Origin of the sequence: Citrobacter freundii complex sp. CFNIH4 (genome assembly GCF_002934505.1) — a bacterium.
In the GTDB taxonomy this organism is placed as follows: domain Bacteria; phylum Pseudomonadota; class Gammaproteobacteria; order Enterobacterales; family Enterobacteriaceae; genus Citrobacter; species Citrobacter freundii.
This window is the reverse complement of sequence record NZ_CP026233.1, coordinates 140283-166869: the sequence shown is the minus strand read 5'-3', so window position 1 is coordinate 166869 and position 26587 is coordinate 140283. Positions and strand designations below refer to the sequence as shown.

Annotated in this window: 25 protein-coding genes and 1 pseudogene; 21 read left to right on the top strand and 5 right to left on the bottom strand. The window is 53.0% G+C overall.

Going from position 1 to position 26587, the window contains the following annotated elements:
• The first annotated feature begins 5 nt into the window (after positions 1–5).
• The 14 genes and pseudogenes from C2U41_RS27315 to C2U41_RS27255 form a co-directional block, all read left to right on the top strand.
• Positions 6–209: a hypothetical protein gene (locus C2U41_RS27315; RefSeq protein ID WP_000050848.1), complete on the top strand. Its 204-nt coding sequence runs from the start codon at positions 6–8 to the stop codon at positions 207–209.
• A 71-nt stretch (positions 210–280) separates the two neighbouring features.
• A complete protein-coding gene (gene yfbR, locus C2U41_RS27310) occupies positions 281–886 on the top strand; it encodes a 5'-deoxynucleotidase (RefSeq protein ID WP_000071870.1) in 606 nt (201 codons plus the stop codon).
• Positions 879–1148, top strand: coding sequence for a hypothetical protein (locus tag C2U41_RS27305; RefSeq protein WP_000184110.1), 270 nt, complete (start codon positions 879–881; stop codon positions 1146–1148). Before yfbR ends, C2U41_RS27305 begins: the two co-directional genes overlap by 8 nt.
• Before the next feature lie 13 nt (positions 1149–1161).
• Complete coding sequence (locus C2U41_RS27300; RefSeq protein ID WP_000260293.1) at positions 1162–1380, top strand: hypothetical protein; 219 nt, start codon at positions 1162–1164, stop codon at positions 1378–1380.
• 73 nt (positions 1381–1453) lie between these two features.
• A complete protein-coding gene (locus C2U41_RS27295; protein ID WP_000064432.1) occupies positions 1454–2011 on the top strand; it encodes a hypothetical protein in 558 nt (185 codons plus the stop codon).
• 74 nt (positions 2012–2085) lie between these two features.
• Positions 2086–2937 (top strand): hypothetical protein, encoded by an 852-nt coding sequence (locus C2U41_RS27290; RefSeq protein WP_000595210.1) that lies wholly within the window; start codon positions 2086–2088, stop codon positions 2935–2937.
• 457 nt (positions 2938–3394) lie between these two features.
• Positions 3395–3781 carry a hypothetical protein gene (locus tag C2U41_RS27285; protein WP_001077335.1) on the top strand — a complete coding sequence of 129 codons (387 nt, stop codon included), beginning with the start codon at positions 3395–3397 and terminating at the stop codon, positions 3779–3781.
• Positions 3782–3958: 177 nt separating this feature from the next.
• Positions 3959–5686: a DUF7146 domain-containing protein gene (locus tag C2U41_RS27280; protein ID WP_000122923.1), complete on the top strand. Its 1728-nt coding sequence runs from the start codon at positions 3959–3961 to the stop codon at positions 5684–5686.
• On the top strand, positions 5673–5951 hold the full coding sequence (locus C2U41_RS27275) for a hypothetical protein (protein ID WP_000268337.1): 279 nt from the start codon (positions 5673–5675) through the stop codon (positions 5949–5951). Before C2U41_RS27280 ends, C2U41_RS27275 begins: the two co-directional genes overlap by 14 nt.
• Before the next feature lie 72 nt (positions 5952–6023).
• Positions 6024–6263 carry a permease gene (locus C2U41_RS27270; protein WP_000714162.1) on the top strand — a complete coding sequence of 80 codons (240 nt, stop codon included), beginning with the start codon at positions 6024–6026 and terminating at the stop codon, positions 6261–6263.
• Positions 6264–6272: 9 nt separating this feature from the next.
• A complete protein-coding gene (locus C2U41_RS29570) occupies positions 6273–6389 on the top strand; it encodes a hypothetical protein (RefSeq protein ID WP_000338626.1) in 117 nt (38 codons plus the stop codon).
• A gap of 120 nt (positions 6390–6509) precedes the next feature.
• Positions 6510–6884: a hypothetical protein gene (locus C2U41_RS27265; protein ID WP_000868821.1), complete on the top strand. Its 375-nt coding sequence runs from the start codon at positions 6510–6512 to the stop codon at positions 6882–6884.
• Positions 6885–6997: 113 nt separating this feature from the next.
• Positions 6998–7723 (top strand): hypothetical protein, encoded by a 726-nt coding sequence (locus C2U41_RS27260; protein ID WP_000988732.1) that lies wholly within the window; start codon positions 6998–7000, stop codon positions 7721–7723.
• A gap of 240 nt (positions 7724–7963) precedes the next feature.
• A pseudogene (locus C2U41_RS27255) lies at positions 7964–10816 on the top strand (DUF6531 domain-containing protein); the annotation flags it as partial.
• Between the two features lie 267 nt (positions 10817–11083).
• Here C2U41_RS27255 and C2U41_RS27250 read toward each other — a convergent pair.
• From C2U41_RS27250 to intI1, 4 genes are all read right to left on the bottom strand, one after another.
• Entirely contained in the window at positions 11084–12088 is a 1005-nt protein-coding gene (locus tag C2U41_RS27250) for an IS110-like element IS5075 family transposase (RefSeq protein ID WP_048226988.1), read from the bottom strand.
• Positions 12089–12166: 78 nt separating this feature from the next.
• The gene (locus C2U41_RS27245) at positions 12167–15139 is read right to left on the bottom strand and encodes a Tn3 family transposase (protein ID WP_001138073.1); all 2973 of its coding nucleotides are present in this window, start codon (positions 15137–15139) and stop codon (positions 12167–12169) included.
• Between the two features lie 2 nt (positions 15140–15141).
• Positions 15142–15699 carry a recombinase family protein gene (locus C2U41_RS27240; RefSeq protein WP_001162012.1) on the bottom strand — a complete coding sequence of 186 codons (558 nt, stop codon included), beginning with the start codon at positions 15697–15699 and terminating at the stop codon, positions 15142–15144.
• Between the two features lie 305 nt (positions 15700–16004).
• Positions 16005–17018: a class 1 integron integrase IntI1 gene (intI1, locus tag C2U41_RS27230; protein ID WP_000845039.1), complete on the bottom strand. Its 1014-nt coding sequence runs from the start codon at positions 17016–17018 to the stop codon at positions 16005–16007.
• A gap of 205 nt (positions 17019–17223) precedes the next feature.
• Between intI1 and C2U41_RS27225 the strand changes: the two genes are divergently transcribed.
• The 3 genes from C2U41_RS27225 (at position 17224) to C2U41_RS27215 (ending at position 20520) form a co-directional block, all read left to right on the top strand.
• Complete coding sequence (locus C2U41_RS27225; protein ID WP_001931474.1) at positions 17224–18090, top strand: PSE family carbenicillin-hydrolyzing class A beta-lactamase CARB-2; 867 nt, start codon at positions 17224–17226, stop codon at positions 18088–18090.
• Between the two features lie 117 nt (positions 18091–18207).
• Positions 18208–18999, top strand: a complete 792-nt coding sequence (locus C2U41_RS27220) for an ANT(3'')-Ia family aminoglycoside nucleotidyltransferase AadA2 (protein WP_001261740.1) — start codon at positions 18208–18210, stop codon at positions 18997–18999.
• A 261-nt stretch (positions 19000–19260) separates the two neighbouring features.
• Positions 19261–20520, top strand: a complete 1260-nt coding sequence (locus C2U41_RS27215; RefSeq protein ID WP_001256774.1) for a CmlA family chloramphenicol efflux MFS transporter — start codon at positions 19261–19263, stop codon at positions 20518–20520.
• A 106-nt stretch (positions 20521–20626) separates the two neighbouring features.
• Here the strand turns inward: C2U41_RS27215 and ltrA are convergent, their stop codons facing one another.
• Positions 20627–21976: a group II intron reverse transcriptase/maturase gene (gene ltrA, locus C2U41_RS27210; protein WP_044067521.1), complete on the bottom strand. Its 1350-nt coding sequence runs from the start codon at positions 21974–21976 to the stop codon at positions 20627–20629.
• A 615-nt stretch (positions 21977–22591) separates the two neighbouring features.
• On the opposite strand from ltrA, the gene C2U41_RS27205 reads away from it, so the two are divergent.
• From C2U41_RS27205 to C2U41_RS27185, 4 genes are all read left to right on the top strand, one after another.
• A complete protein-coding gene (locus C2U41_RS27205) occupies positions 22592–23224 on the top strand; it encodes a type B-2 chloramphenicol O-acetyltransferase CatB11 (protein ID WP_000800689.1) in 633 nt (210 codons plus the stop codon).
• Between the two features lie 189 nt (positions 23225–23413).
• Positions 23414–23761 (top strand): quaternary ammonium compound efflux SMR transporter QacE delta 1, encoded by a 348-nt coding sequence (locus C2U41_RS27195; RefSeq protein WP_000679427.1) that lies wholly within the window; start codon positions 23414–23416, stop codon positions 23759–23761.
• Positions 23755–24594: a sulfonamide-resistant dihydropteroate synthase Sul1 gene (gene sul1 / locus C2U41_RS27190; protein ID WP_000259031.1), complete on the top strand. Its 840-nt coding sequence runs from the start codon at positions 23755–23757 to the stop codon at positions 24592–24594. Before C2U41_RS27195 ends, sul1 begins: the two co-directional genes overlap by 7 nt.
• Before the next feature lie 404 nt (positions 24595–24998).
• The gene (locus C2U41_RS27185; RefSeq protein WP_000050481.1) at positions 24999–26540 is read left to right on the top strand and encodes an IS91-like element ISCR1 family transposase; all 1542 of its coding nucleotides are present in this window, start codon (positions 24999–25001) and stop codon (positions 26538–26540) included.
• Positions 26541–26587 lie beyond the last annotated feature (47 nt).

Here is a 26587-nt window from a genome sequence, read left to right as displayed (position 1 = left end):
GAAGCATGAGCCTAGACAAGTTAAGTCGGCTGGTGGACCAACAACGAAAGACCCAGGATGAAATCGACAATGAAATCATTCTGGCCGTCAAAGAGGTGTTGGCTACAAACTCAGTCGGTTTAGCCCGTGAGCTTGTTGGGGGTGTCCCGCAAGATCATCCATTCCATCCGTTTTTACTCGCTATAGCTAAGCAGCTTGACCCGAGATAACTAAGTAACCCAACCGGGTACACCAAGGCCCGGTCGGCTTTGGTGTACCTCCAACCAATTTTGGAGGCACTATGTCTAATTCAAATTTCGGCTTTCTAGCTCTGGCCTTGCGCCAACGCCTGATCAAACGCTGGTCACTGATGCACTCTGTTCAACCGGAGTCTGTGTTGGAACACAGCGCTGTTGTTACCCTGCTTTCCTACCTGGCTGGCAATATTGCCATTCAGCAAGGGAAGTCGGTGGATCTGGCAGTCATGCTTGCTCATGCTTCGTTGCATGATGCAGCCGAGGTTCTCTGTTCGGATGTTGTAACACCGGTCAAGAAAGCAAACGCTGTTTTGCAGCGTGAGTTTGAACGACTGGAAAAGGCCGCAGAGGACAAACTCATCCAGACTCTTCCCGAAGAACTCCAGGATGCAGTCGCCATAGCCTTCGCTCCCGGTGGCTATGAACAATCACTGGTTAAGGCCTGTGATACCTACTCCGCTTACATCAAGTGCAAACTTGAGGTGGCCGCAGGTAATGGCCTTGAGTTCCAGGATGCTCTCAGCAAAATGGAACGTGTTGTTGCTCAGGTGAAATCGGACTTCCCGGAAATCGACGCTCTGGACAAATGGTTTGGTAACGGACTCGGCCATTCAGTAGATAAACTGCTGGCAGGGGGTAACGATGACTAATCCAATCCCTGGCGACATCAAGATTAAGGACTTTGGCCGCGACCGGAAATTCCGTTCGGTTGATGAGCTTCAAAGCACTTTGTCAGAACAGTACAAAGGTCAGCATGTCAGCATCGTTTACCCTGCAAAGCCCAGCGGTTTACTCCGCACGGTTTTTGTCAGTGTCGATGATGCTGGTGGCGTGAATCGAACCTATGGGGACCAGTCTCCTGTCGATTTTTCTGCCATCAAAGATGACCTGTATGTACCAAGTGACCTGTAGGAGAGCACTAGCTATGGTGGTGATCATCGTAAACACAGGACACTATGAGTTTATCGGCCTTGGTGAGACCCACGGACAAGCCACAGAAGGGCTTTTGAAACGCTGGGACGAACACTGCGAACGTAATCCGGATGCTGAGTCTGGTTACATGCAGGAGCTGATAGAAGAAGGAAGCGCACAAGTTGTCGAGATGGAGCCCGGCTCCGCCGTAATTTACGGACTTGACGGCTAAGCCTTCTCAACTAACCCACTCGGGCGCATCATCCCGAGAGGGTGTGGTGCGTCCTAACCAAAAGGAATGCACTATGTCTAACTTTGAACAAGCTCTGGAGCGTACTGACGGTAAAACACTGATTCTCAGCAATGGGAGTAAGTGGGCAGGCCAAGACCCGGACAGCATTCAGACTTTACTGGATGTCCTGGGTGACAACGTTCTTGACCCGATGTTTGAGCAGTATCACTGTTATCGCCCATACCCGTTTGAACCAATGGTGAGGACGGGGCGAAATGGCGAAATGTTCCAGCCTTGGCTTGGGGCAGCCTGCTTCTTTGGGAACTTCCTGACCGTCTCTCATGTTTTCAACATCATCACGAAAGATGACGGTGTTGTTGAGGCCTTAACAGAGGCGATCCGGAAGAATATGGCGACTGAACAGTACCAGCAGAATGCCTATGAGCGTTATGCCGGTTGGTTCTACGCTGAAACCAGCGAAGGGTTAAGGCTAGTCTCTCCAAGTGAGGCTGCCGACATCCGAGCTGGCGCAGTTTCAAAGCTGCGTTACCCAAGAAACTTCGAGGTTATGAAAACTGCGGTTCTCAAAGGTCCTCGATTTGATACTGAATTAAGCCGCAAGGCTTCTTAACCCAAACATTAACCCCACGGGGGACATCGGTCCCTGAGGGGATGGTGTCTCCCTCTGAAATTAAGGAGATACCAATGATTAAACAGCATTTTCAAAACGAACTGGTTAAGTGTGGATACCCGGATGATCTGACGATTGAGTACAGTCTCGGATACTGCCAGGGGGATGGCGTAGCCTTCTACGGGGATTTGAGCGTTGATGACGTCAAAGCTCTCATGAATCGCCTATTCAGCACTGAGCCCGGCCAAGTGGATGCTGTCAGCCGCGTGAAGAACCTGATGGCACAGAAAGACATTGAGAATATGCTTTCTGTCCTCCGCGAATATGGTTCCTGTGACCTGTCCATTACTCGGAATAGTCACGGGCATCACTACAGCCATTGGAACTGCATGAACATCGACGACAACGTGGACTTCACAGGGATCTTCCCTGATGATGATTCCATGATTGGCACCGGCATTGAAGGGATTAACCAGGATATGGTCGAGCGCTGGCAAGACCTCTGGGAACGCTTTGTGCTGGAGCTGGCGGATGATGTAAAAAGTCTTTCCAAGAAGCTCGAAGCGGACGGGTACTCGCTGATCGAGGCCTCTCCATGCGAAGATGAAGTGGTTTGGGAACGGGCCACTGAAAACTACCTGGTGCGTGTTACTGAACTCCCTGAGCGGGATTTCGATATGGGCCACTGGGATGACGAAGTAAGAGACCAAACAATTTGTTCTATCCTGGAAGGGAAAGAGCGAGTGCTTGGCCTACGTGTTGAGGTACTCTCTCGTGAAAACGAGATTGTCCTGGGTGAAGAGAGTCTGCACGGCTTGACCGTTGCCAGTGATGACAAGAGCTACGCTGGCTACAGACGAGAACTTCTCCGGGGCGCTATCCAGCAAACCAGGGACTTTTTCTCTCGCCACCTCAAAGCGGCATAACAAGGCAGGGGGAAACCCCTGCTTTACTTCCCAAGTCTTCTTACTCATGGTTAAGCCATCAGTAAGCAGATTTTGTCCTCCCTGAGGGCGAAAGCGTGCGATAGCTGGTCGCCAAAAACAAACAGCAAATTAACGTTAATTTATTAATCCCTGCGGGAGTCTATCTCCTGCTGGAGATACCTCCCGTTATTTCTGGAGGTATCCATGAACAAATTCCAAGACTTTAAGTTGGTTTATCGTCAAGGTGGTCGTCGCTTAGAGCGTGTCTTTAAGGACACTCTTTACGCGAATGTGAAGCGTGTCGCTGACTCGTTTCCTCCGACCGTTCTTTGGCGCATTCAGCCAGCGTAAAACTCGGAACCTTAAAGCTCGGCTTTGGCCGTGACCTTTCAATAACCCATGCGGGTACACTTCCCCGCACGGGGTAGGTGTACCCATTAACTTTGGAGTACACCTTATGAACCAAGTAGCTAAATTGGACCTCGCCCAAATCCGTCAACAAGCCATCAATGATGGTCTGCTGGTGGACCAATCTTCCATCGGTAAACAAGCTGGTTTCCTGACCAATGTGGCAGTGACCCCGGCAATTGTCGATGGAGTATTTGGTGCAGATGGTAAGCACTCGGTAGAAGACTTCCTTTTCATGTTTTTGCAGCTTTGTGTTGCTCAAACAAAGGTCGCTTTTACCGACAACAAGAATTGGGGAAAGATTCGTCTTTATTACCCCATGCCCACTGTAGATGGCTTTTTCAAACCCACTGAGGTTGTGATTAAGTCAGATCCTGTAACCGCAGATGTCACAATCATGATGGCCTCGGAAGATGGCACTCATTTGTGCTTGTGATATTCACAAAATTCGCCTCCGTTTCGGGGGCGACCTTTTTAAACCCCTCGCCGGGGAGTTCTCCCCGGCTGGGGAGCCTCCTTGGCACATTCTCCCGGTGTCGGGGTTTCCTTAAAACCCTGGCGACGGGGGTTTAAGGAAGCCTCGATGCTGGGGTTCACGCTAAGGAGAAAACCTATGTCTTACTACAAAGCTGACACCGTTCGTGAAGCTGCAAACGGAAACTGGCTATTCATCCTGGCGGCCCTAGCGCCCCATCTTGAACCAGCTCTCCGTAAACCTGGTCGTCATGTTTCTTGTCCTATCCACGGCGGGAAAGATGGCTTCCGACTGTTCAAGGATGCCCACCTGACTGGTGGCGGCGTATGCAATACATGCGGTGCCAATCATGATGGTTTTGAGCTGCTGATGTGGCTCAATAACTGGGACTTTAAACAGTGCCTGAGCGAGGTTGGTGATTATCTGGGCGTTGAGAAAGAGCAACCCCAGTATCAACAAGCCGCTGCACCGACACGAGCTCCTGTCCAGGCCAAAGCGCCTGTTCAGCAAGAGCCTATGAAGGTGAATAACAAGGTTCTCGATTCCAAGAATCGTAAAAAATCCATTGCCGGTACTCTGATTGCCCACGGTAAAGCTCCTTATGAGCATAACGAAGACAACGAGCTCAGCTACTTTGCCTTCATCCGTGACAAGAGCGGTTTGGAACGCACCATCTGGGGCGTGGATCTTGAAAGAGCCATTGGTGAAAGTGAAGCCAAGTATGGGGATGAGATCGTCATGACAAACCTCGGGCGCGAGCCTGTAACTGTCGTCGTTGAAGTTAAGGACGAGCAGGGGAATGTTGTGAGAGAACAACCTATGCAAACGCATCGCAACACCTGGCTGGTGGAACGTCGCGGCGCTACGGTAACGCAGTTCCGCGCTCGCTCGAACGGTGGTGTTGAGCCGGTGAGTCACCATGTTGAGTCGGCCCCTGTGGTCAACCGCACGGTAGAAGCTCCGGCACCGCAAGTACAACATGCGGCCACACAACCGGAAGAGCAAAGCAGCGAAAACAAGCCGAAAGTTGTTCCGATGTTTCGTGAACAACCTAAGCCTTGGCTGCTTGAGCTCCAAGAAGAAATGGAGAAGAGAATGGAGCGCGAACGCGCTTACAGTGCTCGTCTCCGTGAGAAAATCGAGAAGGTATGGAACGAGTGTTTGCCGTTCTCCAGTCATGTGACTGAGCCAATGCGTCTGTACTTCAAAAACCGCGAGCTTCTGTTCAAGGTTGATGAAGTAGAAAAAACAGACTGTCTGCGGTTCAATCCGGCTATGGCCTACTACGACGAAGATGGCAATGAAGTTGGGAAATTCCCGGCTATCGTCTGCGCTATCCGAGATGTGGAAGGCAACCTGGTAACGCTCCACCGCACCTATCTCACCCAAAACGGTAAAAAAGCCAAGGTCGGCAACGCCAAGAAGATGATGCCCATTCCTGACGGTTTGGATGTCAATGGCGCGGCCATCCGCCTCGGTGAACCGACTGAGGGTATCCTGGGTGTTGCAGAAGGGCTGGAAACAGCCCTGTCAGCTTATCGAGTCACTCAAATCCCGGTTTGGTCAACGGTCAATGCGACCCTGATGGAGTCCTTCGAGGTTCCAGAAGGTGTTCACACCGTACTGATCTGGGCTGACAAAGATAAGTCTGTGACTGGTGAGAAGTCAGCGAACGTGCTGAAAGCCAAGCTGGAGAAGCGCGGCATTCGTGTGTACGTCCTGCTGCCTAAACTCCCGATCCCGCCCAGAGCGAAAGGGATTGACTGGAACGATGTCCTGATGAGTCAGGGAAGCCTCGGTTTCCCGAATGCTCGCTACCTGCGCGATTTCATTGCGAGAAGGAGAGCTGAGTATGGCCGTCATTGATGTCTCGAAGGTTGATACAACGCCTGGTAACGACGCGGTGTGCCCCTTTTCTCCCCCTGAGGGGTGGGAGGGGGACTCTGCGGCCTACGTTGAGCTTATGCGGTCTCGGTATCGTCATCTGATGCACGGCCAGAGAATGATGGTGACAGCCTCCTTCGCAAGAAGGGAGCCTATCCAAGTTACTGGCCCGTTTGCTGATGAAGCGACGAAGATCATTAACTCAATGAAGATGAACAAGGCGAAGCCAACAGCTTTGTCTGCCTAAAACTTTAACCCTGAGGGGGTGTTCATGCCCTCTCGGGCATGATTCGCCTCCTCTTCAACTATGGAGGTAATCATGAAAAAGTTTTTGCGTATTAAGACGTGGTTTGTGCGTCTTTTCTCTCCTGACAAGAAGACTCTGGGAGCTATCGGTGAAGACCTGCGTAAGGTCGCCGTAACAGCCATCGGTGTCGGTATTGTAGGATTGGCTGTATCTGGGGACACTATAACCGTCAAAGAAGCCGGTTTGGTGTTGGTCATTGGGGTTATCCTGTGGATCTATGGTATAATCTTAACCAAGGTCAGCAATTCCTAAGGGGGTCAAATGGACGCTTTCACATTAGGCATGTTGGGGTTGCTCATTTTTTTCACTGTCGTCACTGGCGGCAGTCTGTATCTCTACCATGAGAAACAGAAGGAAAAAAAGCATCACAACGCCTAAAGAGTAACTGCGATAATGAACGTAAAGGCCAGCAATAGCTGGCCTTTTTTTATACTTGCAGTTTGAAGTGTTACATGTCACGATGAAGTTGGTGTGACATGTAACGGTAAAGGTGTTTTTTTGAAAGTATCCAATGAAGATGCTCAGGCTACGGCGATCTATCTCCTCAGAGCTGCTTCGCGCCCAGCTTTCTGGCGTGACGTCCCATTCGATAAGAAACTTGAAGCCGTGGACAGCCTGAACAGCATGGGGCGATCACCATCAGAACTCACTGAATGGATTAATAAATATCTGACAGCAGAGCAAATCAATAAACTCGGGACATCAATTAGGCAACGTCGCAGAAGGGGATATGGTGTTGGTAAAAGCATAACTATAAGCGATAAAGCCCACAGGATTTTGAAGCGGTTGGCAGAAGTCGATGGTTGCAATTTGTCAGAAGTGATAGAGAAACGCCTAGCCCGAGCTTATAAAAATACTTGGGACCACAAATAGAGTGGCACTAGGGGTTGCATTTTTAAAACCCGTGGTAGCATCTAAATGAACCCTAACGAATAGGGGTGCTGGCGGCGATGCCGACCATTATCCCGATAATGGAGAAATAGACCATGATGACACTGACTACTGTCTCGAAGAAAACTTCTAATAATTCAGCCCTTGTATTCTGGCGCGTTGGTACAAAACGGAAAGGCATCCTTGATGTTCGTATTGATTTTGACAACGAGGAGGCAGATCTTTTGGCTGAGCTCGTAGCCATTCGCTATCTGGCGCTGGACAAACAGGTTTTTTGCAGAGAGCCAGGTGCTGGTGCTGGTTACAAGCTGGTGGTATCCAAAGGTGCGATTAAAAAGCTGGCGCTGGGCAAATCCACCAAGGAGTTTGCATTCAAGTTTGCGGCTTGCCTCACTGGACGTTTAAAGGGCGCTACTATTGAAGTTTCGCAGAGCATGGAGTTTATGGATGAGCCGGGTGAGGGCAACGTTGAGCTCCTCGATGTGGACAAGCAAGCCTATACTCAAACCCATGACGAAATCTCTACACCGGCCATTGGTCCCGTCCTTGTTACTCAACATGCCATCGATCAGTATCAGGCCCGGATAACCTCTGGAGACCCTAAAAAACCGTGGGCCTCACTCGTTGGTCGCCTCCAGCATCCAGAGTTACAGGTTCAACCCTTTGACGAGAAAGTGGCTCGCCATAAAGCCAGAAAGTATGGCCGCGTAGATAACGTGGAAGTCTGGGGCCATAGAGATTCCAAGTTCAAGTACCTGATGGTGATCAACGACGACAACCAAAAACGTGTTCTTGTCACAGTGTTTGAGCGAAATGAGTAACCTGCTTCTCATTTGTTCTGAATACACAACCTCTCCAAATCACGTATTCATACCCTAAAAGGGCAAAAACGCAGTCGTTGATAACGACTCTCCCACCTGAAAATAGCTCCAGCATAAAAACTGGAGCTGTAAATGAGATCGAGACCTTCCCTTTTACTGATGCGAAACCTGCGGTCATTGGCCGTTGTGGTGCTCGCAACTTTGCCATGCGTTGCTTTTGCACAATGGCGGGTTGTAGCCGTGAGCACCGAAGTAGACAAAATGCGCTTCAACACCATCATAGACGCGCATTCCTTCATGAAGAATTATCGCTCTGGTGAGGAGCAAGGGAAGGGAACGCCAGTTGGGGATGCGCTTTATCCGGTTGCCAGTTATGGTGATGGCCGTTATGTCTCCAGGATCTGTTTTAAGTATCTAGGTGCTACTGGCGATTATGACCCCACTACCTGCACTGGCGACCCAGCTACGGTCTACTGGCGCTCAACCTATGTTCTGCCGGGTGAGATGGATAAAACACCGTTCCTGGACAGGGATCTCGGCTTACCAACAACGACCATGTGTGTAGGGAACCCTATCCATCTTGGCACCGGCAACAAGTTCCAGGCTGAACTGGATTATCAAAGCGGAGGCTCCGACCCTTTCACATTCACCAGATACTACAATAGCCACCTTCCTGATGAAGAGCTCGGCGGCTGGCGGCATACCTACTCGCGGAGCGTCGAGGTCAACGCCTCGAAGTACGGTGAGAACATGGTTGTCCTGCACCGGCCAGAAGGGCAACAACTCGCGTTCTACAACTCGTCCTCTGTCTGGGTGCCAACATGGAAAACCGATGATACCTTGACGAAGGATGCTACCGGCTGGCGTTACACTCAATCTGACGGGGTAGTCGAGGCCTATGATGAAACCGGACGACTGACCGGCATCGAGAAGCCCAACGGCAATCACATCACCCTGAGCTATCTGAACGGAGAGCTATCCTCGATCACTGACGGCTTTGGCCGCAACATCCAGTTCCAGCATCAAGATGGCCGCATGGTCAGTGTCACCGATCCTGCTGGTGGCAGTATTCAGTACCAGTACAACAGCGCTGGCAAGCTGGCGGAAGTGATCTACCAGGACAATACGAGCCGCAGCTATCTCTACGATGACCCGAATGCACCGGGTTTGCTCTCTGGGCTGGTGGACGAGAACGGCAACCGTTTCGCCACATGGGGATATGATGCTCAGGGGATGGCAGTTCTAAGTGAACACGCCGGGGGCGCAGAGAAGACTCAGGTAAGCTACAACGCTGACGGAAGCGTCTCTGTCACCAACGCCCTCGGCCACGTTCAGCGATATACCTACAGCCGTCACAACGGGATGCTCAAGCCTGATGTTGTTGAGGGTGCGCCGTGTACCGGCTTTGTGGGAGGCAAGGAAACCTACGTCTACGACAGCAAAGGCCTCGTCTCCAGCATTACAGATCGTGCTGGACAGAAGCGCACGTTCACCCATAACGACCGGGGATTGGAAACCACCCAGATAGACCAGGATGGGGGCAAGGTTACGACCGACTGGCTTCCTTCCAAGTCGCTCCCTGCAAAAATCACGGAACCAACCAGGATCACTGAGCTTACCTACGACACTCATCTCCGGGTGATAAGCCGCAAGGTCACAGATCGCAGCTCGGGCGCTTCCCGGACATGGACCTACACCTATGCCCCTGTTGGTACAGGAAAGCCGAGCCTGTTGGCCTCGGTTGATGGTCCGCGCACCGACGTCAGCGATGTTACGACATTTGACTACGATGACCAGGGCAACCTGATCCGGACAACAAACGCGCTGGGGCAGGTGATGCAGTTTGGTGACTACGACGCGAACGGTCGCGCCGGGACCATTCAGGGCGTCAACGGTGTAACCCAAACCCTCACCTATGACGCCAGAGGAAGACTTGTCAGCTCCACTGGACCAGAAGGAACCACGGCCTACAACTATGATGCTGTGGGCCTCCTGAGCTCGCTGACTAAGCCAAATGGTGCAACCGTCAGCTATGAGTACGACGCTGCACATCGGCTGGTGGCGGAAACAGATGCACAGGGCAACCGGCGCGAGCTTGAGCTCAATGACCTCGGGAACCCAGTAGAAGAGCGACTGCTCGATGCGCTGGGCCAGACCCGTTGGATAGAGCGCCGGATCTTCAACGAAATCGGCTGGCTCTCCAGTGTCTCCGACGCCTATAGCAATCAGTCATCGTTTTCCTACGATGTGGTGGCAAACCTGATACAGGAGACCAGTCCCTCTGGTAACACACACTCCTACAAGTACGACGGCTTCCATCACCGGACACAAACGACCGATCCACTCGGGAAGGTCACGCAGGTGCTCTACAAGGATACCGGCGATGTTTACCGTGTCTCCGACCCTCGTTCGCGCCTGACCTACTACAGCTACAACGGCTTTGGCGAAGTGACTCAGGTCCGGAGCCCGGACACCGGCACCACCGACATTACCTATGACGAAGCCGGTAACGTGGCAACGCGCAAGACGGCCAAGGGACAAACCACAAGCTACAGCTACGACGCGCTGAACCGGATCATCGAGGCATCCAGCGGTGTCGCTGGCGAATCGCCAATTCTGTACGGGTACGACGAAGCAACCTCACCATACGGCATGGGCCGCTTGACCTCAGTCGATGATGGCAACGGTGTCCGGAGATATGGCTATACACCCGAAGGATGGTTGGCTTACGAGACCTGGGAAACCCACGGGCAGAGCCTTACTACCCAGTACCAATACGATGGTGCAGGCCTCATCACGAAGATCACGTATCCCAGTGGTCGTGAGGTTTCCTACACCCGTGATTTAGCCGGTGACGTCATCGAGGTGGCAACGACACAAGCAGGCACCACAACAAGCCTGGCAAGCCAGATCGAGCGAGCGCCCTTTGGCCCCGTCACCAGTATGGTCAGATGGAACGGCATTTCAGAAAGTCGCTCTTTGGATCTCAATTACCGAGTCACCGGCATCGACGCTACTAGAGTGCATTCGCTGGTCTATCGGTACACGCCAGACTCGTTGATTTCAGCCATAGACGACAATCTGGGGTCGTCTCAGAAAACGGAATCTATGGTCACTCCCGTTTTTGCAACACCGATTTTGACGATAAGTTGGCTTGCTTGAATCTATCCGGCGTCTGAATGGGATTTTATTCCCGCGCCTCGATGAGTTCCGCGCCTGATGAACCTCCAGAAAATATACGGCTTCAGCGAGCCTTTCCGTTTTACAGGTTCCTCAACAGGCCGGTGGGCCGTTTGTATCATCAATATCAGTATTCGCAAAACCAGATGAATGATTGTTTAAACTGGTGTATTTCTGCCTTTATGCTTCGTAAGTTTGCTGTCGCGCCGTCAGTGCCCAGGCTATTCTGGCCAGCTTGTTTGCCAGAGCACAGGTGACGACAAAGTTGCTTTTCCGACACAACAACTCCCTGACCCAGTCGGCCAACTTGCCAGACTGGTGTTCCAGTTTTTGTATGAATACCCTGGCACACTGAACCAACAAAGTTCGGATCTTTTTGTTGCCCCGCTTGCTAATCCCTAACAATGTCGTCCGACCTCCCGTGCTGTACTGTCGGGGTACCAGCCCTGTTGCCGCCGCAAAGTCACGGCTGCTGGCGTACTGCTTCCCGTCGCCAATCTCAGTTGAAATAGTACTGGCAGTCAGCGTTCCAACGCAGGGAATACTCAGCAAGCGCTGTCCAACCTCATCTTCGTCCAACTTTCGTTTCAACTGAGATTCCAGATCTTTAATCTGCTCAACAAGATAGTGATAATGCTGTTGTAATTTCAGCAGTAACTGGCTGAGATAAAGAGGCAAACTACTGTCCTCAAGAAGGGTACTCAGTCGACTAATAACGGCAGCACCTCGCGGAACGCTGATACCAAATTCCAGCAGAAAAGCATGCATCTGATTAGTTGTTTTCACCTTATCCTGAACCAGGGATTCACGGACACGATGCAGAGCTCGCATTGCCTGCTGAGATTCGGTTCTGGGCTGCACGAAACGCATAGATGGACGTGATGCTGCTTCACAGATAGCTTCAGCATCAACGAAGTCATTTTTGTTGCTTTTAACGAATGGGCGGACAAATTGCGGTGATATCAGCTTTGGAAAATGCCCTAACTCTGCCAGCTTGCGTGCCATAAAGTGAGAACCGCCACAGGCTTCCATCGCGATGGTTGTTGCCGGGCATGTCGCCAGAAATTCGATTAGCTTTAGTCGGGTGAATTTTTTACGGTAAACGGCCTTCCCACGATGATCCTGACAATGAATATGGAAAGAGTTCTTACCCAGATCGATACCAATAAGCGCAATGTTTTCCATGATGGTTCTCCGAATGAAAGCCTGTCCTCAGCATAATACCGGGAAGGAGGGAGTGACCATCTCATTAAATAAAGCACGCTAAGCCGGTGGCAGCGGTCGCAATGGCCTAAACTTCCCCGCACCGACCTTGGCGCTGCTGCGCCATAGGTAATCGCCGGTCAGGTTGATGTGCTCCCACCCCAGCGGCGACAGATATTGCAACAATGTGTCGTCCAGCGCCGTGCCGTTGCCACGCAAAGCACTGGTGGCACGCTCCAGATATACCGTGTTCCACAACACGATGGCCGCCGTCACCAGATTGAGGCCGCTGGCCCGGTAGCGCTGCTGCTCAAAACTGCGGTCGCGGATTTCACCCAATCGGTAGAAGAAGACCGCCCTGGCCAGCGCGTTGCGCGCCTCGCCCTTATTCAGCCCCGCATGGACGCGGCGGCGCAGCTCCACGCTTTGCAGCCAATCCAAAATGAACAGCGTGCGCTCGATGCGCCCCAGCTCGCGCAACGCCACGGCCAAGCCGTTCTGGCGCGGGTAGCTGCCGAGTTTGCGCAGCATCAGCGAAGCCGTTACCGTGCCTTGCTTGATGGAGGTGGCCAGCCGCAGAATTTCATCCCAATGGGCGCGTATTTGCTTGATGTTCAGCCTGTCGCTGCTAATCATCGGCTTGAGCGCGTCATAGGCGGCATCGCCCTTGGGGATGAATAGCTTGGTTTCGCCCAAGTCACGGATACGCGGCGCGAAGCGAAATCCCAGCAAATGCATCAAGCCAAACACGTGATCGGTGAAGCCTGCCGTGTCGGTGTAGTGTTCCTCGATGCGCAAGTCCGACTCGTGGTACAGCAGGCCATCAAGCACGTAAGTTGAATCACGAATGCCCACGTTGACCACCTTGGCACTGAAGGGCGCGTACTGGTCGGAGATATGGGTGTAGAAAGTCCGTCCTGGACTGCTTCCATACTTCGGGTTGATATGACCAGTGCTTTCTGCTTTGCTGCCGGTTCTGAAGTTCTGGCCGTCCGACGATGACGTGGTGCCGTCACCCCAGTTGCCGGCGAAGGGTTGCCGAAACTGCGCATTCACCAGCTCGGCCAGCGCCGTCGAATAGGTTTCATCGCGGATGTGCCAGGCTTGCAGCCAAGACAGCTTGGCGTAGGTGGTGCCAGGGCAGGACTCGGCCATTTTGGTCAGACCCAGGTTGATCGCGTCGGCCAGGATCGTCGTCAACAGCAAGGTTTTGTCCTTGGCCGTGTCGCTGGTCTTCAGGTGTGTGAAGTGGCGGGTGAAGCCCGTCCATTCATCGACCTCCATCAGCAACTCGGTGATTTTGAGGTGCGGCAGCAGCATAGCTGTCTGGTCGATCATGGCTTGCGCGGCGTCTGGTACTGCCGCGTCCAGCGGCGTGATCTTCAGGCCTGACGCGGTGGTGATGATGGCATCCGGTAAGTCGTTGGCCGCAGCCATGCGGTTGACTGTGGCGAGTTGCGCCTCCAACAATTCCAACCGGTCATGCAGGTATTGGTCGCAGTCGGTGGCCACTGCCAGCGGCAATTCGCTGGCCAGCTTCAAAGTGGCGAACTTCTCGACCGGCACCAGGTATTCGTCGAAGTCCTTGAACTGGCGAGAACCCTGCACCCAGACATCACCGGAGCGCAGCGCGTTCTTCAGCTCCGACAGGGCGCATAACTCGTAGTAACGCCGGTCGATGCCGTCGTCGGTCAGAACCAGCTTTGCCCAGCGCGGCTTGATGAATGCGGTTGGCGCATCGGCGGGCACCTTGCGCGCGCTGTCGCTGTTCATGCCGCGCAGCATGTCGATGGCATCGAGCACACCCTTGGCGGCGGGCGCAGCCCGCAATTTGAGCACGCCCAGGAACTGCGGCGCGTAGCGGCGTAGCGTGGCATAGCTTTCACCGATGTGGTGCAGGAAATCAAAGTCGGCAGGCCGCGCCAATGTTTGCGCTTCGGTGACGCTGGCGGCGAAGGTGTCCCAGGGCATAACGGCCTCGATGGCGGCGAACGGATCGCTGCCGCTTTGCTTGGCCTCAATCAACGCTTGACCGATGCGCCCATACATCCGCACCTTGTCGTTGATCGCCTTGCCGGAAGCCTGGAACTGCTGCTGATGCTTGTTCTTGGCCGCGTTGAACAGCTTGCCGATGATGCGATCGTGAAGGTCGATGATTTCATCGGTGACGGTGGCCATGCCTTCGATGGCCAGCGCTACCAGCGTGGCATAGCGTCGTTGCACCTCGAACTTTGCCAGATCAGCAGGCGTCATCTGGCCACCTTCACGAGCGATTTTGAGCAGGCGGTTCTGGTGAACCTGCCGCTCGATGCCTGCGGGCAGATCAAGTGCTTGCCAGGATTTCAGGCGCTCAATATGTTCGAGCATGTGGCGAGAGTTCGGTTTGGCAGGCGACTGGCGCAGCCATGCCAGCCACGTCACTTTACTGCCGTCCTTGCGCTTGAGAAGTTCGTCCAGGCGCTGACGGTGGGGTGATAACAAAGAATCGGTCAGCGCCGCGTAAATGCGTCGGTTGGCACGGGTGATGGCCTCGGCGCTTGCGCGCTCGATGGCATTCATGGCGGGCAGGATAATGCTCTGCCGCCGCAGATTCTCGACAAGTGCGCTCGCCAGCACGATGCCTTTGTCGGTCTGCAAGGCCAGCTCGGTCAATGTATGCACGGCTTGCCGATAGTGGCTCATGGTGAAGGGCTTGAACCCAAAAACCGTTTGCAGCTCGACCAAGTGCTCCCGCCGTGTCTGTTCGCGCTGGCCGTACTCGCTCCAACTTTCCACTGGCATCTTGAGTTGCGCGGCCACCATGCGCAACAGGGGCGGAAACGGAGGCTCATCGACGCCCAAAAAGGTGCCAGGGAATCGCAAGTAGCAAAGCTGCACAGCGAAGCCCAATCGATTCGCGGCGCCGCGACGCTGACGGATCACCGACAGGTCGGTTTCGTTGAACGTGTAGTGCCGTATCAGTTCGTCTTTGGCATCTGGCAGTGCCAGCAGGCTTTCGCGCTCGGTGGCGGACAGGATTGAGCGGCGTGGCATGGTCAGTCTTCCCGCAGGTACTGGTACAAGGTTTCGCGGCTGATGCCGAAGTCACGGGCCACCAAGGTTTTTTGGTCGCCTGCCGCAACTCGCCGTTTCAACTCGGCAATTTGTTCGCTGTTCAGCGATTTCTTTCGTCCCCGGTAGGCACCGCGCTGCTTGGCCAGCACGATTCCCTCGCGCTGACGTTCGCGGATCAGGGCGCGCTCGAACTCAGCGAAGGCTCCCATGACCGACAGCATCAGATTGGCCATCGGTGAGTCCTCGCCGGTGAACTTCAGCCCTTCTTTGACGAACTCCATGCGCACGCCCCGTTGTGTCAGCCCTTGGACGATGCGGCGCAGGTCATCAAGGTTGCGTGCCAGCCTGTCCATGCTATGCACCACCACGGTGTCGCCCTCGCGGACGAAGGCCAGCAGCCTTTCCAGCTCGGGACGCTGGGTGTCCTTGCCAGAAGCCTTGTCGGTGAACACCCGCGCCACCTGAACACCCTCCAATTGCCGTTCCGGGTTCTGGTCGAAGCTGCTGACGCGGACATAGCCGATGCGTTGACCTTGCAAGATGCCTCCAAAGGCAAAAGTGTCAGGATGAAATCTATTACCTTTGACGGAATATGTCAATCAATAGGAAATTTAACTCTATTCTGACATCGTTTGCACATGGTGTCGTTTTCAGAAGACGGCTGCACTGAACGTCAGAAGCCGACTGCACTATAGCAGCGGAGGGGTTGGATCCATCAGGCAACGACGGGCTGCTGCCGGCCATCAGCGGACGCAGGGAGGACTTTCCGCAACCGGCCGTTCGATGCGGCACCGATGGCCTTCGCGCAGGGGTAGTGAATCCGCCAGGATTGACTTGCGCTGCCCTACCTCTCACTAGTGAGGGGCGGCAGCGCATCAAGCGGTGAGCGCACTCCGGCACCGCCAACTTTCAGCACATGCGTGTAAATCATCGTCGTAGAGACGTCGGAATGGCCGAGCAGATCCTGCACGGTTCGAATGTCGTAACCGCTGCGGAGCAAGGCCGTCGCGAACGAGTGGCGGAGGGTGTGCGGTGTGGCGGGCTTCGTGATGCCTGCTTGTTCTACGGCACGTTTGAAGGCGCGCTGAAAGGTCTGGTCATACATGTGATGGCGACGCACGACACCGCTCCGTGGATCGGTCGAATGCGTGTGCTGCGCAAAAACCCAGAACCACGGCCAGGAATGCCCGGCGCGCGGATACTTCCGCTCAAGGGCGTCGGGAAGCGCAACGCCGCTGCGGCCCTCGGCCTGGTCCTTCAGCCACCATGCCCGTGCACGCGACAGCTGCTCGCGCAGGCTGGGTGCCAAGCTCTCGGGTAACATCAAGGCCCGATCCTTGGAGCCCTTGCCCTCCCGCACGATGATCGTGCCGTGATCGAAATCCAGATCCTTGACCCGCAGTTGCAAACCCTCACTGATCCGCATGCCCGTTCCATACAGAAGCTGGGCGAACAAACGATGCTCGCCTTCCAGAAAACCGAGGATGCGAACCACTTCATCCGGGGTCAGCACCACCGGCAAGCGCCGCGACGGCCGAGGTCTTCCGATCTCCTGAAGCCAGGGCAGATCCGTGCACAGCACCTTGCCGTAGAAGAACAGCAAGGCCGCCAATGCCTGACGATGCGTGGAGACCGAAACCTTGCGCTCGTTCGCCAGCCAGGACAGAAATGCCTCGACTTCGCTGCTGCCCAAGGTTGCCGGGTGACGCACACCGTGGAAACGGATGAAGGCACGAACCCAGTGGACATAAGCCTGTTCGGTTGGTAAGCTGTAATGCAAGTAGCGTATGCGCTCACGCAACTGGTCCAGAACCTTGACCGAACGCAGCGGTGGTAACGGCGCAGTGGCGGTTTTCATGGCTTGTTATGACTGTTTTTTTGTACAGTCTATGCCTCGGGCATCCAAGCAGCAAGCGCGTTACGCCGTGGGTCGATGTTTGATGTTATGGAGCAGCAACGATGTTACGCAGCAGGGCAGTCGCCCTAAAACAAAGTTAGCCATATTATGGAGCCTCATGCTTTTATATAAAATGTGTGACAATCAAAATTATGGGGTTACTTACATGAAGTTTTTATTGGCATTTTCGCTTTTAATACCATCCGTGGTTTTTGCAAGTAGTTCAAAGTTTCAGCAAGTTGAACAAGACGTTAAGGCAATTGAAGTTTCTCTTTCTGCTCGTATAGGTGTTTCCGTTCTTGATACTCAAAATGGAGAATATTGGGATTACAATGGCAATCAGCGCTTCCCGTTAACAAGTACTTTTAAAACAATAGCTTGCGCTAAATTACTATATGATGCTGAGCAAGGAAAAGTTAATCCCAATAGTACAGTCGAGATTAAGAAAGCAGATCTTGTGACCTATTCCCCTGTAATAGAAAAGCAAGTAGGGCAGGCAATCACACTCGATGATGCGTGCTTCGCAACTATGACTACAAGTGATAATACTGCGGCAAATATCATCCTAAGTGCTGTAGGTGGCCCCAAAGGCGTTACTGATTTTTTAAGACAAATTGGGGACAAAGAGACTCGTCTAGACCGTATTGAGCCTGATTTAAATGAAGGTAAGCTCGGTGATTTGAGGGATACGACAACTCCTAAGGCAATAGCCAGTACTTTGAATAAATTTTTATTTGGTTCCGCGCTATCTGAAATGAACCAGAAAAAATTAGAGTCTTGGATGGTGAACAATCAAGTCACTGGTAATTTACTACGTTCAGTATTGCCGGCGGGATGGAACATTGCGGATCGCTCAGGTGCTGGCGGATTTGGTGCTCGGAGTATTACAGCAGTTGTGTGGAGTGAGCATCAAGCCCCAATTATTGTGAGCATCTATCTAGCTCAAACACAGGCTTCAATGGCAGAGCGAAATGATGCGATTGTTAAAATTGGTCATTCAATTTTTGACGTTTATACATCACAGTCGCGCTGATAAGGCTAACAAGGCCATCAAGTTGACGGCTTTTCCGTCGCTTGTTTTGTGGTTTAACGCTACGCTACCACAAAACAATCAACTCCAAAGCCGCAACTTATGGCGGCGTTAGACATCATGAGGGTAGCGGTGACCATCGAAATTTCGAACCAACTATCAGAGGTGCTAAGCGTCATTGAGCGCCATCTGGAATCAACGTTGCTGGCCGTGCATTTGTACGGCTCCGCAGTGGATGGCGGCCTGAAGCCATACAGCGATATTGATTTGTTGGTTACTGTGGCCGTAAAGCTTGATGAAACGACGCGGCGAGCATTGCTCAATGACCTTATGGAGGCTTCGGCTTTCCCTGGCGAGAGCGAGACGCTCCGCGCTATAGAAGTCACCCTTGTCGTGCATGACGACATCATCCCGTGGCGTTATCCGGCTAAGCGCGAGCTGCAATTTGGAGAATGGCAGCGCAATGACATTCTTGCGGGTATCTTCGAGCCAGCCATGATCGACATTGATCTAGCTATCCTGCTTACAAAAGCAAGAGAACATAGCGTTGCCTTGGTAGGTCCGGCAGCGGAGGAATTCTTTGACCCGGTTCCTGAACAGGATCTATTCGAGGCGCTGAGGGAAACCTTGAAGCTATGGAACTCGCAGCCCGACTGGGCCGGCGATGAGCGAAATGTAGTGCTTACGTTGTCCCGCATTTGGTACAGCGCAATAACCGGCAAAATCGCGCCGAAGGATGTCGCTGCCGACTGGGCAATAAAACGCCTACCTGCCCAGTATCAGCCCGTCTTACTTGAAGCTAAGCAAGCTTATCTGGGACAAAAAGAAGATCACTTGGCCTCACGCGCAGATCACTTGGAAGAATTTATTCGCTTTGTGAAAGGCGAGATCATCAAGTCAGTTGGTAAATGATGTCTAACAATTCGTTCAAGCCGACCGCGCTACGCGCGGCGGCTTAACTCCGGCGTTGGGCGCACAATAAGGCTCCTTGCAGAGTTGCTTGAAAGTTGTTACGATTCAAATTCAATCATGAGATAGTCAGCAGATGAGCACTTCCAAGAACGCAGACAAGTAAGCCGCAGCAACCTTCATTTTTCGGTTGTTGCGGCGTTCTCATGAATCCTTTTGCTCTACGGGAGCGCCGCCAAATCCTTTGTTCAAGGAGATGGTTTCGTGCGCTCAAAAAACTTTAGTTGGCGGTACTCCCTTGCCGCCACGGTGTTGTTGTTATCACCGTTCGATTTATTGGCATCACTCGGCATGGACATGTACTTGCCAGCAGTGCCGTTTATGCCAAACGCGCTTGGTACGACAGCGAGCACAATTCAGCTTACGCTGACAACGTACTTGGTCATGATTGGTGCCGGTCAGCTCTTGTTTGGACCGCTATCGGACCGACTGGGGCGCCGCCCCGTTCTACTGGGAGGTGGCCTCGCCTACGTTGTGGCGTCAATGGGCCTCGCTCTTACGTCATCGGCTGAAGTCTTTCTGGGGCTTCGGATTCTTCAGGCTTGTGGTGCCTCGGCGTGCCTTGTTTCCACATTTGCAACAGTACGTGACATTTACGCAGGTCGCGAGGAAAGTAATGTCATTTACGGCATACTCGGATCCATGCTGGCCATGGTCCCGGCGGTAGGCCCATTGCTCGGAGCGCTCGTCGACATGTGGCTTGGGTGGCGGGCTATCTTTGCGTTTCTAGGTTTGGGCATGATCGCTGCATCTGCAGCAGCGTGGCGATTCTGGCCTGAAACCCGGGTGCAACGAGTTGCGGGCTTGCAATGGTCGCAGCTGCTACTCCCCGTTAAGTGCCTGAACTTCTGGTTGTACACGTTGTGTTACGCCGCTGGAATGGGTAGCTTCTTCGTCTTTTTCTCCATTGCGCCCGGACTAATGATGGGCAGGCAAGGTGTGTCTCAGCTTGGCTTCAGCCTGCTGTTCGCCACAGTGGCAATTGCCATGGTGTTTACGGCTCGTTTTATGGGGCGTGTGATACCCAAGTGGGGCAGCCCAAGTGTCTTGCGAATGGGAATGGGATGCCTGATAGCTGGAGCAGTATTGCTTGCCATCACCGAAATATGGGCTTTGCAGTCCGTGTTAGGCTTTATTGCTCCAATGTGGCTAGTGGGTATTGGTGTCGCCACAGCGGTATCTGTGGCGCCCAATGGCGCTCTTCGAGGATTCGACCATGTTGCTGGAACGGTCACGGCAGTCTACTTCTGCTTGGGCGGTGTACTGCTAGGAAGCATCGGAACGTTGATCATTTCGCTGTTGCCGCGCAACACGGCTTGGCCGGTTGTCGTGTACTGTTTGACCCTTGCAACAGTCGTGCTCGGTCTGTCTTGTGTTTCCCGAGTGAAGGGCTCTCGCGGCCAGGGGGAGCATGATGTGGTCGCGCTACAAAGTGCGGAAAGTACATCAAATCCCAATCGTTGAGAGAATGTGGCAAGCTATCGCCCAATCGGGTAGCCGGAGGTATCTAGCCTCCAGCCCCCACACCACCCTGCATGCGGCTCCGCACAGGGCGGTTCATTTAGAACTCCTAACCTGTTATTTGGCTAGGATAATGAACTGCAATCCATCCATCTCTTAGTGAATACAATCCAGCTTTCTCTAGGTACTCGTTACTCAGCGCTTGCTGTATGCCTGGCGTTTTCGAACTACGCCAAGGGCCTTTACTTGTGAGTCCACAAGCAACGGCAGCTTGGATCCTGACACCTCGTTTAAGTAGGTTCTGCACCTTAGTCCGTGGTTTTCGCCACTGACGCCAGTAGCACATACGCACTCGGCGACGGATCCAGTGGTCTAAATCGACGCAACCTTGATAAGCGTTGGCTATGCCAAAGTAATTGATCCAACCTTGCATATATTGCCGCAGTTTAAACAGTTGATAGCTCATGCTGACTCCCCAATTGCGGTTCGTCAGTCGTCGTATCTTTTGTTTGAAAACGTGCAACGTGTTGGCATGCCATTGGATCTTTCCTCGGTTAAAGGTGAAGCCAAGGAACTTGCTTTGACCTACCTTAACTACTTGGCTTTTATGCTCGTTAACGATCAGTTTTAGCTTCGTACCAAGATAATGAGTAATACTCTTGAGAACACGTTCTCCCGCCCGTTGAGACTTCACCAAGATGATAAAGTCATCAGCGTAGCGGGCGAAGTGATGTCCTCGGCTTTCCAATTCTTTATCCAAACTATCCAGCATGATGTTTGATAATAAGGGTGAGAGTGGGCCGCCCTGAGGTACACCTTCGAAGCTTGCTTCAAATTGGTCGTTGACCATGACGCCCGCTCGCAGGTATTTGCCAATAAGCGCTAGCAGACGCTTATCCTGCACCTTACTCCTTAACTGAGTCATCAACAGATCGTGGTTGACGCGGTCAAAGAACTTGGACAGATCAACATCAACGGCAAATTTGCGCTTCTGTTTGATGATATTCCTGACTTGTAGTACCGCCTGCTGGGCGTTTCTGTTCGGCCTAAAGCCGAAGCTATTGACTGAAAAGTAGGGGTCAAACAACGGCGTGAGTATCTGAGCAATTGCTTGTTGTATCACACGATCAATCACGGTGGGGATCCCCAATTTGCGTTTACCGCCATCGGGTTTATCGATCTCCACGCGCCTGACCGCTGAGGGTTGATATTCTCCTCGCTCAAGTTGAGATTTACACTGTTGCCAGCCGCCTTGTTGCATCCAGCGCGGGAAGGCTTCGATGGTCATGCCATCGATACCCGACGCGCCTTTATTGGCTTTCACTTGTCGCCAAGCTCGGTGTAGATTCTCAGGTTCGAGTAGTTGCGGAAATAGATTGCTGCTGAAGGCTGGTTGCGGGCTAATACGCTGTTGATAGTAATCGTCTGACGACGTAGTGAGTACCGACAAGTTTGGCAAGACTCCTCCTTCTTCTAAATGTTCAGGCCTTCACCATATCCCATCCATTACGATAGGCGTTGGGCTACTATGCCGTCTGCTGACTTCTGCTTAATCACATGCCGAGTTGCCCCGTCATGCGCTATCGGTTTTCATCTAATTCGCTCTTTCCAGTTGATGAAATTGAAAAGCCAAGACACTTGTAGACCAGAGCCTTACTGGTTAATGACCGATCGCATGCTAAGCAGATCTCCCCAGATAAGGACATGAACTTTCTTTGCACTGCTGCATCATTTACGGTGGCCGTTAGATCACGTGGTTTCGTCGTCTTGTGCCAACTCACCTTCAGCCTACGCCTCATATGATGTTCTTGTTCATCAGCTCGCAAATTTGCTAGCGGCTTCCTTCAGACCGCCCCTCACGGGTAAGCCCTTGCCATTCGCTAGTAGTTAACGTTTAATAACAGCATGTTATCGAACGGTGACCTTCCTACAGAGGACTTTCACCTCATTAGTTCATGCCCATGCTGGGCGTACACAAATCGCTGCAGCCGACCCAAAACCGCTACGCGGTTTCGGTCGGCTGAGCTCAGGCGTTAGGCAACGGTGTTGTTGCAGATTTTTGGTGTGGAATTATATGAAGAACTATTTTGAGAGCCCGTTTAAGGGAAAACCTCTCGTCGAACAGGTAAAGAACCCAAATATCAAGGTGGGCCGTTATAGCTATTATTCAGGCTATTACCACGGGCATTCATTTGATGATTGCGCTCGCTACCTCCTGCCTGATCGTGATGACGTTGATAAATTGATAATTGGAAGCTTTTGCTCCATAGGGACGGGTGCATCTTTTATCATGGCTGGAAATCAAGGTCACCGATATGATTGGGTTACATCATTCCCTTTTTTCTATATGAATGAGGAACCGGCATTTTCGGAATCAGTTGATGCTTTCCAGGCGGCAGGTAATACCGTCATAGGAAGCGACGTGTGGATTGGCTCTGAAGCAATGATTATGCCTGGAGTAAAGGTTGGCCATGGAGCGGTAATTGGCAGCCGGGCTTTGGTTACCAAAGATATAGAGCCATACACAATTGTTGGTGGCAACCCTGCAAAAGAGATAAAGAAGCGCTTTTCAGAACAGGAAATTTCAATGTTGCTAGATATGAAGTGGTGGGATTGGCCGTTGGAGCAAATTAAAGAAGCAATGCCTCTTTTGTGCTCGTCTGATATTGCAGGCTTGTACCATTTTTGGCAGCGTTCAAGTGCCTAACAAACGGCTGTTGTCGCCCCTTCGGGGCTGGGACGGCCTTTCCGCCGCTTTGCGGCTACAAGTCCGCCCCAAAGCCGGGCGTTAGATGCACTAAGCACATAATTGCTCACAGCCAAACTATCAGGTCAAGTCTGCTTTTATTATTTTTAAGCGTGCATAATAAGCCCTACACAAATTGGGAGATATATCATGAAAGGCTGGCTTTTTCTTGTTATCGCAATAGTTGGCGAAGTAATCGCAACATCCGCATTAAAATCTAGCGAGGGCTTTACTAAGCTTGCCCCTTCCGCCGTTGTCATAATCGGTTATGGCATCGCATTTTATTTTCTTTCTCTGGTTCTGAAATCCATCCCTGTCGGTGTTGCTTATGCAGTCTGGTCGGGACTCGGCGTCGTCATAATTACAGCCATTGCCTGGTTGCTTCATGGGCAAAAGCTTGATGCGTGGGGCTTTGTAGGTATGGGGCTCATAATTGCTGCCTTTTTGCTCGCCCGATCCCCATCGTGGAAGTCGCTGCGGAGGCCGACGCCATGGTGACGGTGTTCGGCATTCTGAATCTCACCGAGGACTCCTTCTTCGATGAGAGCCGGCGGCTAGACCCCGCCGGCGCTGTCACCGCGGCGATCGAAATGCTGCGAGTCGGATCAGACGTCGTGGATGTCGGACCGGCCGCCAGCCATCCGGACGCGAGGCCTGTATCGCCGGCCGATGAGATCAGACGTATTGCGCCGCTCTTAGACGCCCTGTCCGATCAGATGCACCGTGTTTCAATCGACAGCTTCCAACCGGAAACCCAGCGCTATGCGCTCAAGCGCGGCGTGGGCTACCTGAACGATATCCAAGGATTTCCTGACCCTGCGCTCTATCCCGATATTGCTGAGGCGGACTGCAGGCTGGTGGTTATGCACTCAGCGCAGCGGGATGGCATCGCCACCCGCACCGGTCACCTTCGACCCGAAGACGCGCTCGACGAGATTGTGCGGTTCTTCGAGGCGCGGGTTTCCGCCTTGCGACGGAGCGGGGTCGCTGCCGACCGGCTCATCCTCGATCCGGGGATGGGATTTTTCTTGAGCCCCGCACCGGAAACATCGCTGCACGTGCTGTCGAACCTTCAAAAGCTGAAGTCGGCGTTGGGGCTTCCGCTATTGGTCTCGGTGTCGCGGAAATCCTTCTTGGGCGCCACCGTTGGCCTTCCTGTAAAGGATCTGGGTCCAGCGAGCCTTGCGGCGGAACTTCACGCGATCGGCAATGGCGCTGACTACGTCCGCACCCACGCGCCTGGAGATCTGCGAAGCGCAATCACCTTCTCGGAAACCCTCGCGAAATTTCGCAGTCGCGACGCCAGAGACCGAGGGTTAGATCATGCCTAGCATTCACCTTCCGGCCGCCCGCTAAATATCTCCTTTTGGGTTGTTAATAAAACATCCAATAAGTTGACTGTGCGTGAAAAAGAAAGTTTTGTGTGATGGCGTTGAAGATCGCACCGTTAAGCTCTTATGTGGGATGGTGCAGAGCTCGACGACTACCGATAAAACGCAACCGCCGCAAACAGACAAGAAAAAGCCCCAACTGATAACAGTTGGGGCTTCAGTATTGTGATTGGTGGAGCAATAGCACCCTGAACCCAAAACCTTCTCGCTCAACCGGTAGTGGCTGATAACAACTCGTGAGGGCTATTGCGGGTTAAGCATTTAGCGATGTCTAGGGCCAGACTGGACGTCTGAACGCAAGCCGCTGATACTGTACATAACCACAGTATCAGCGGAGGATACCCATGTCGCTGGCAAGGAACGCCACGGCGAGTCAATCGCCCACTCAAACAAACGGTTACGAACGCCACCAACCCGACCAGACGCTGCTCTACCAGCTGGTTGAGCAGCACTACCCAGCCTTCAAAGCCTCACTCGAAGCCCAAGGTCAACACCTGCCTCGCTACATCCAACAAGAATTCAACGACCTCCTCCAATGTGGCCGTCTGGAGTATGGTTTCATGCGGGTTCGCTGCGAGGATTGTCATCACGAGCGTCTGGTCGCCTTCAGCTGTAAACGACGCGGCTTTTGCCCTAGCTGCGGTGCCCGCCGGATGGCCGAGAGTGCGGCGCTGCTGATAGACGAAGTCTTCCCCAAGGAGCCCATTCGCCAGTGGGTGCTCAGCTTTCCTTTCCAGCTACGCTTTTTGCTGGCTCGCCATCCCCAGCTGATGGGCCAGGTCTTGAGTATCGTCTATCGTACACTCTCAACTCATCTGATCAAAAAAGCCGGTTACACCAAAGCCTCTGCACAAACTGGCTCAGTGACTCTTATCCAACGCTTTGGCTCCGCGCTAAATCTCAATGTCCACTACCACATGCTGTTTCTCGATGGTGTCTATGCCGAAGATGACTATGGCAAGCAACGCTTCCATCGTGTCAAGGCACCCACTTACGATGAGCTGAATACGCTCGCTCACACCCTCAGCCATCGCATCGCTCGCTGCATGGAAAAGCGTGGGATTTTGGAGCGTGATGCCGAGAATACGTGGTTGACACTGGAAGAGGGCGAAGACGATACGCTGACTCAATTACATGGTGCTTCGGTTACGTATCGCATTGCCGTCGGCCCCCAGCAAGGGCGCAAAGTCTTCACCCTGCAAACCTTGCCAGGGCGTGAGGATAAAGCCGACTCAAGCAGTCGAGTAGCCAACCATGCTGGTTTCTCGCTACACGCCGGTGTGATGGCCGAAGCGCATCAGCGGGATAAGCTTGAGCGCTTGTGTCGCTACATTAGTCGGCCAGCGGTTTCAGAAAAACGTCTGGCATTAACCGCCAATGGGCAGGTGCGTTACGAGCTCAAAACTCCGTACCGCAATGGCACCACCCATGTGATCTTCGAGCCGCTGGACTTCATCGCCAAACTCGCTGCGTTGGTACCTAAGCCGCGAGTCAACCTCACACGCTTCCACGGCGTCTTTGCACCGAACAGCAAACACCGAGTTCAAGTAACACCCGCCAAGCGGGGCAAGAAGCCCGACAAATCGGAAGGTCTCGATACTAACTGGCGTGACAAGAGTCCTGCAGAGCGCCACCGCGCCATGACCTGGATGCAACGCCTCAAGCGAGTCTTCAATATTGATATTGAAGTCTGCGAACACTGCGGCGGTCACGTCAAAGTGATTGCCAGCATCGAAGATCCGAAGGTCATTGAGCAGATTCTCAAGCATCTGAAACAGAAAACAGCCAAGGCGAATGCCGCCAAGCAGCGTGAGCTGCCACCAGAACGAGCGCCGCCACTGACTCCCAGCCTGTTCGATCCATCACAGAGTCGTCTCTTTGACTGACGACCCCAAATCCAACACTGCTCAACACTGCCAACTTTTAAACGGGG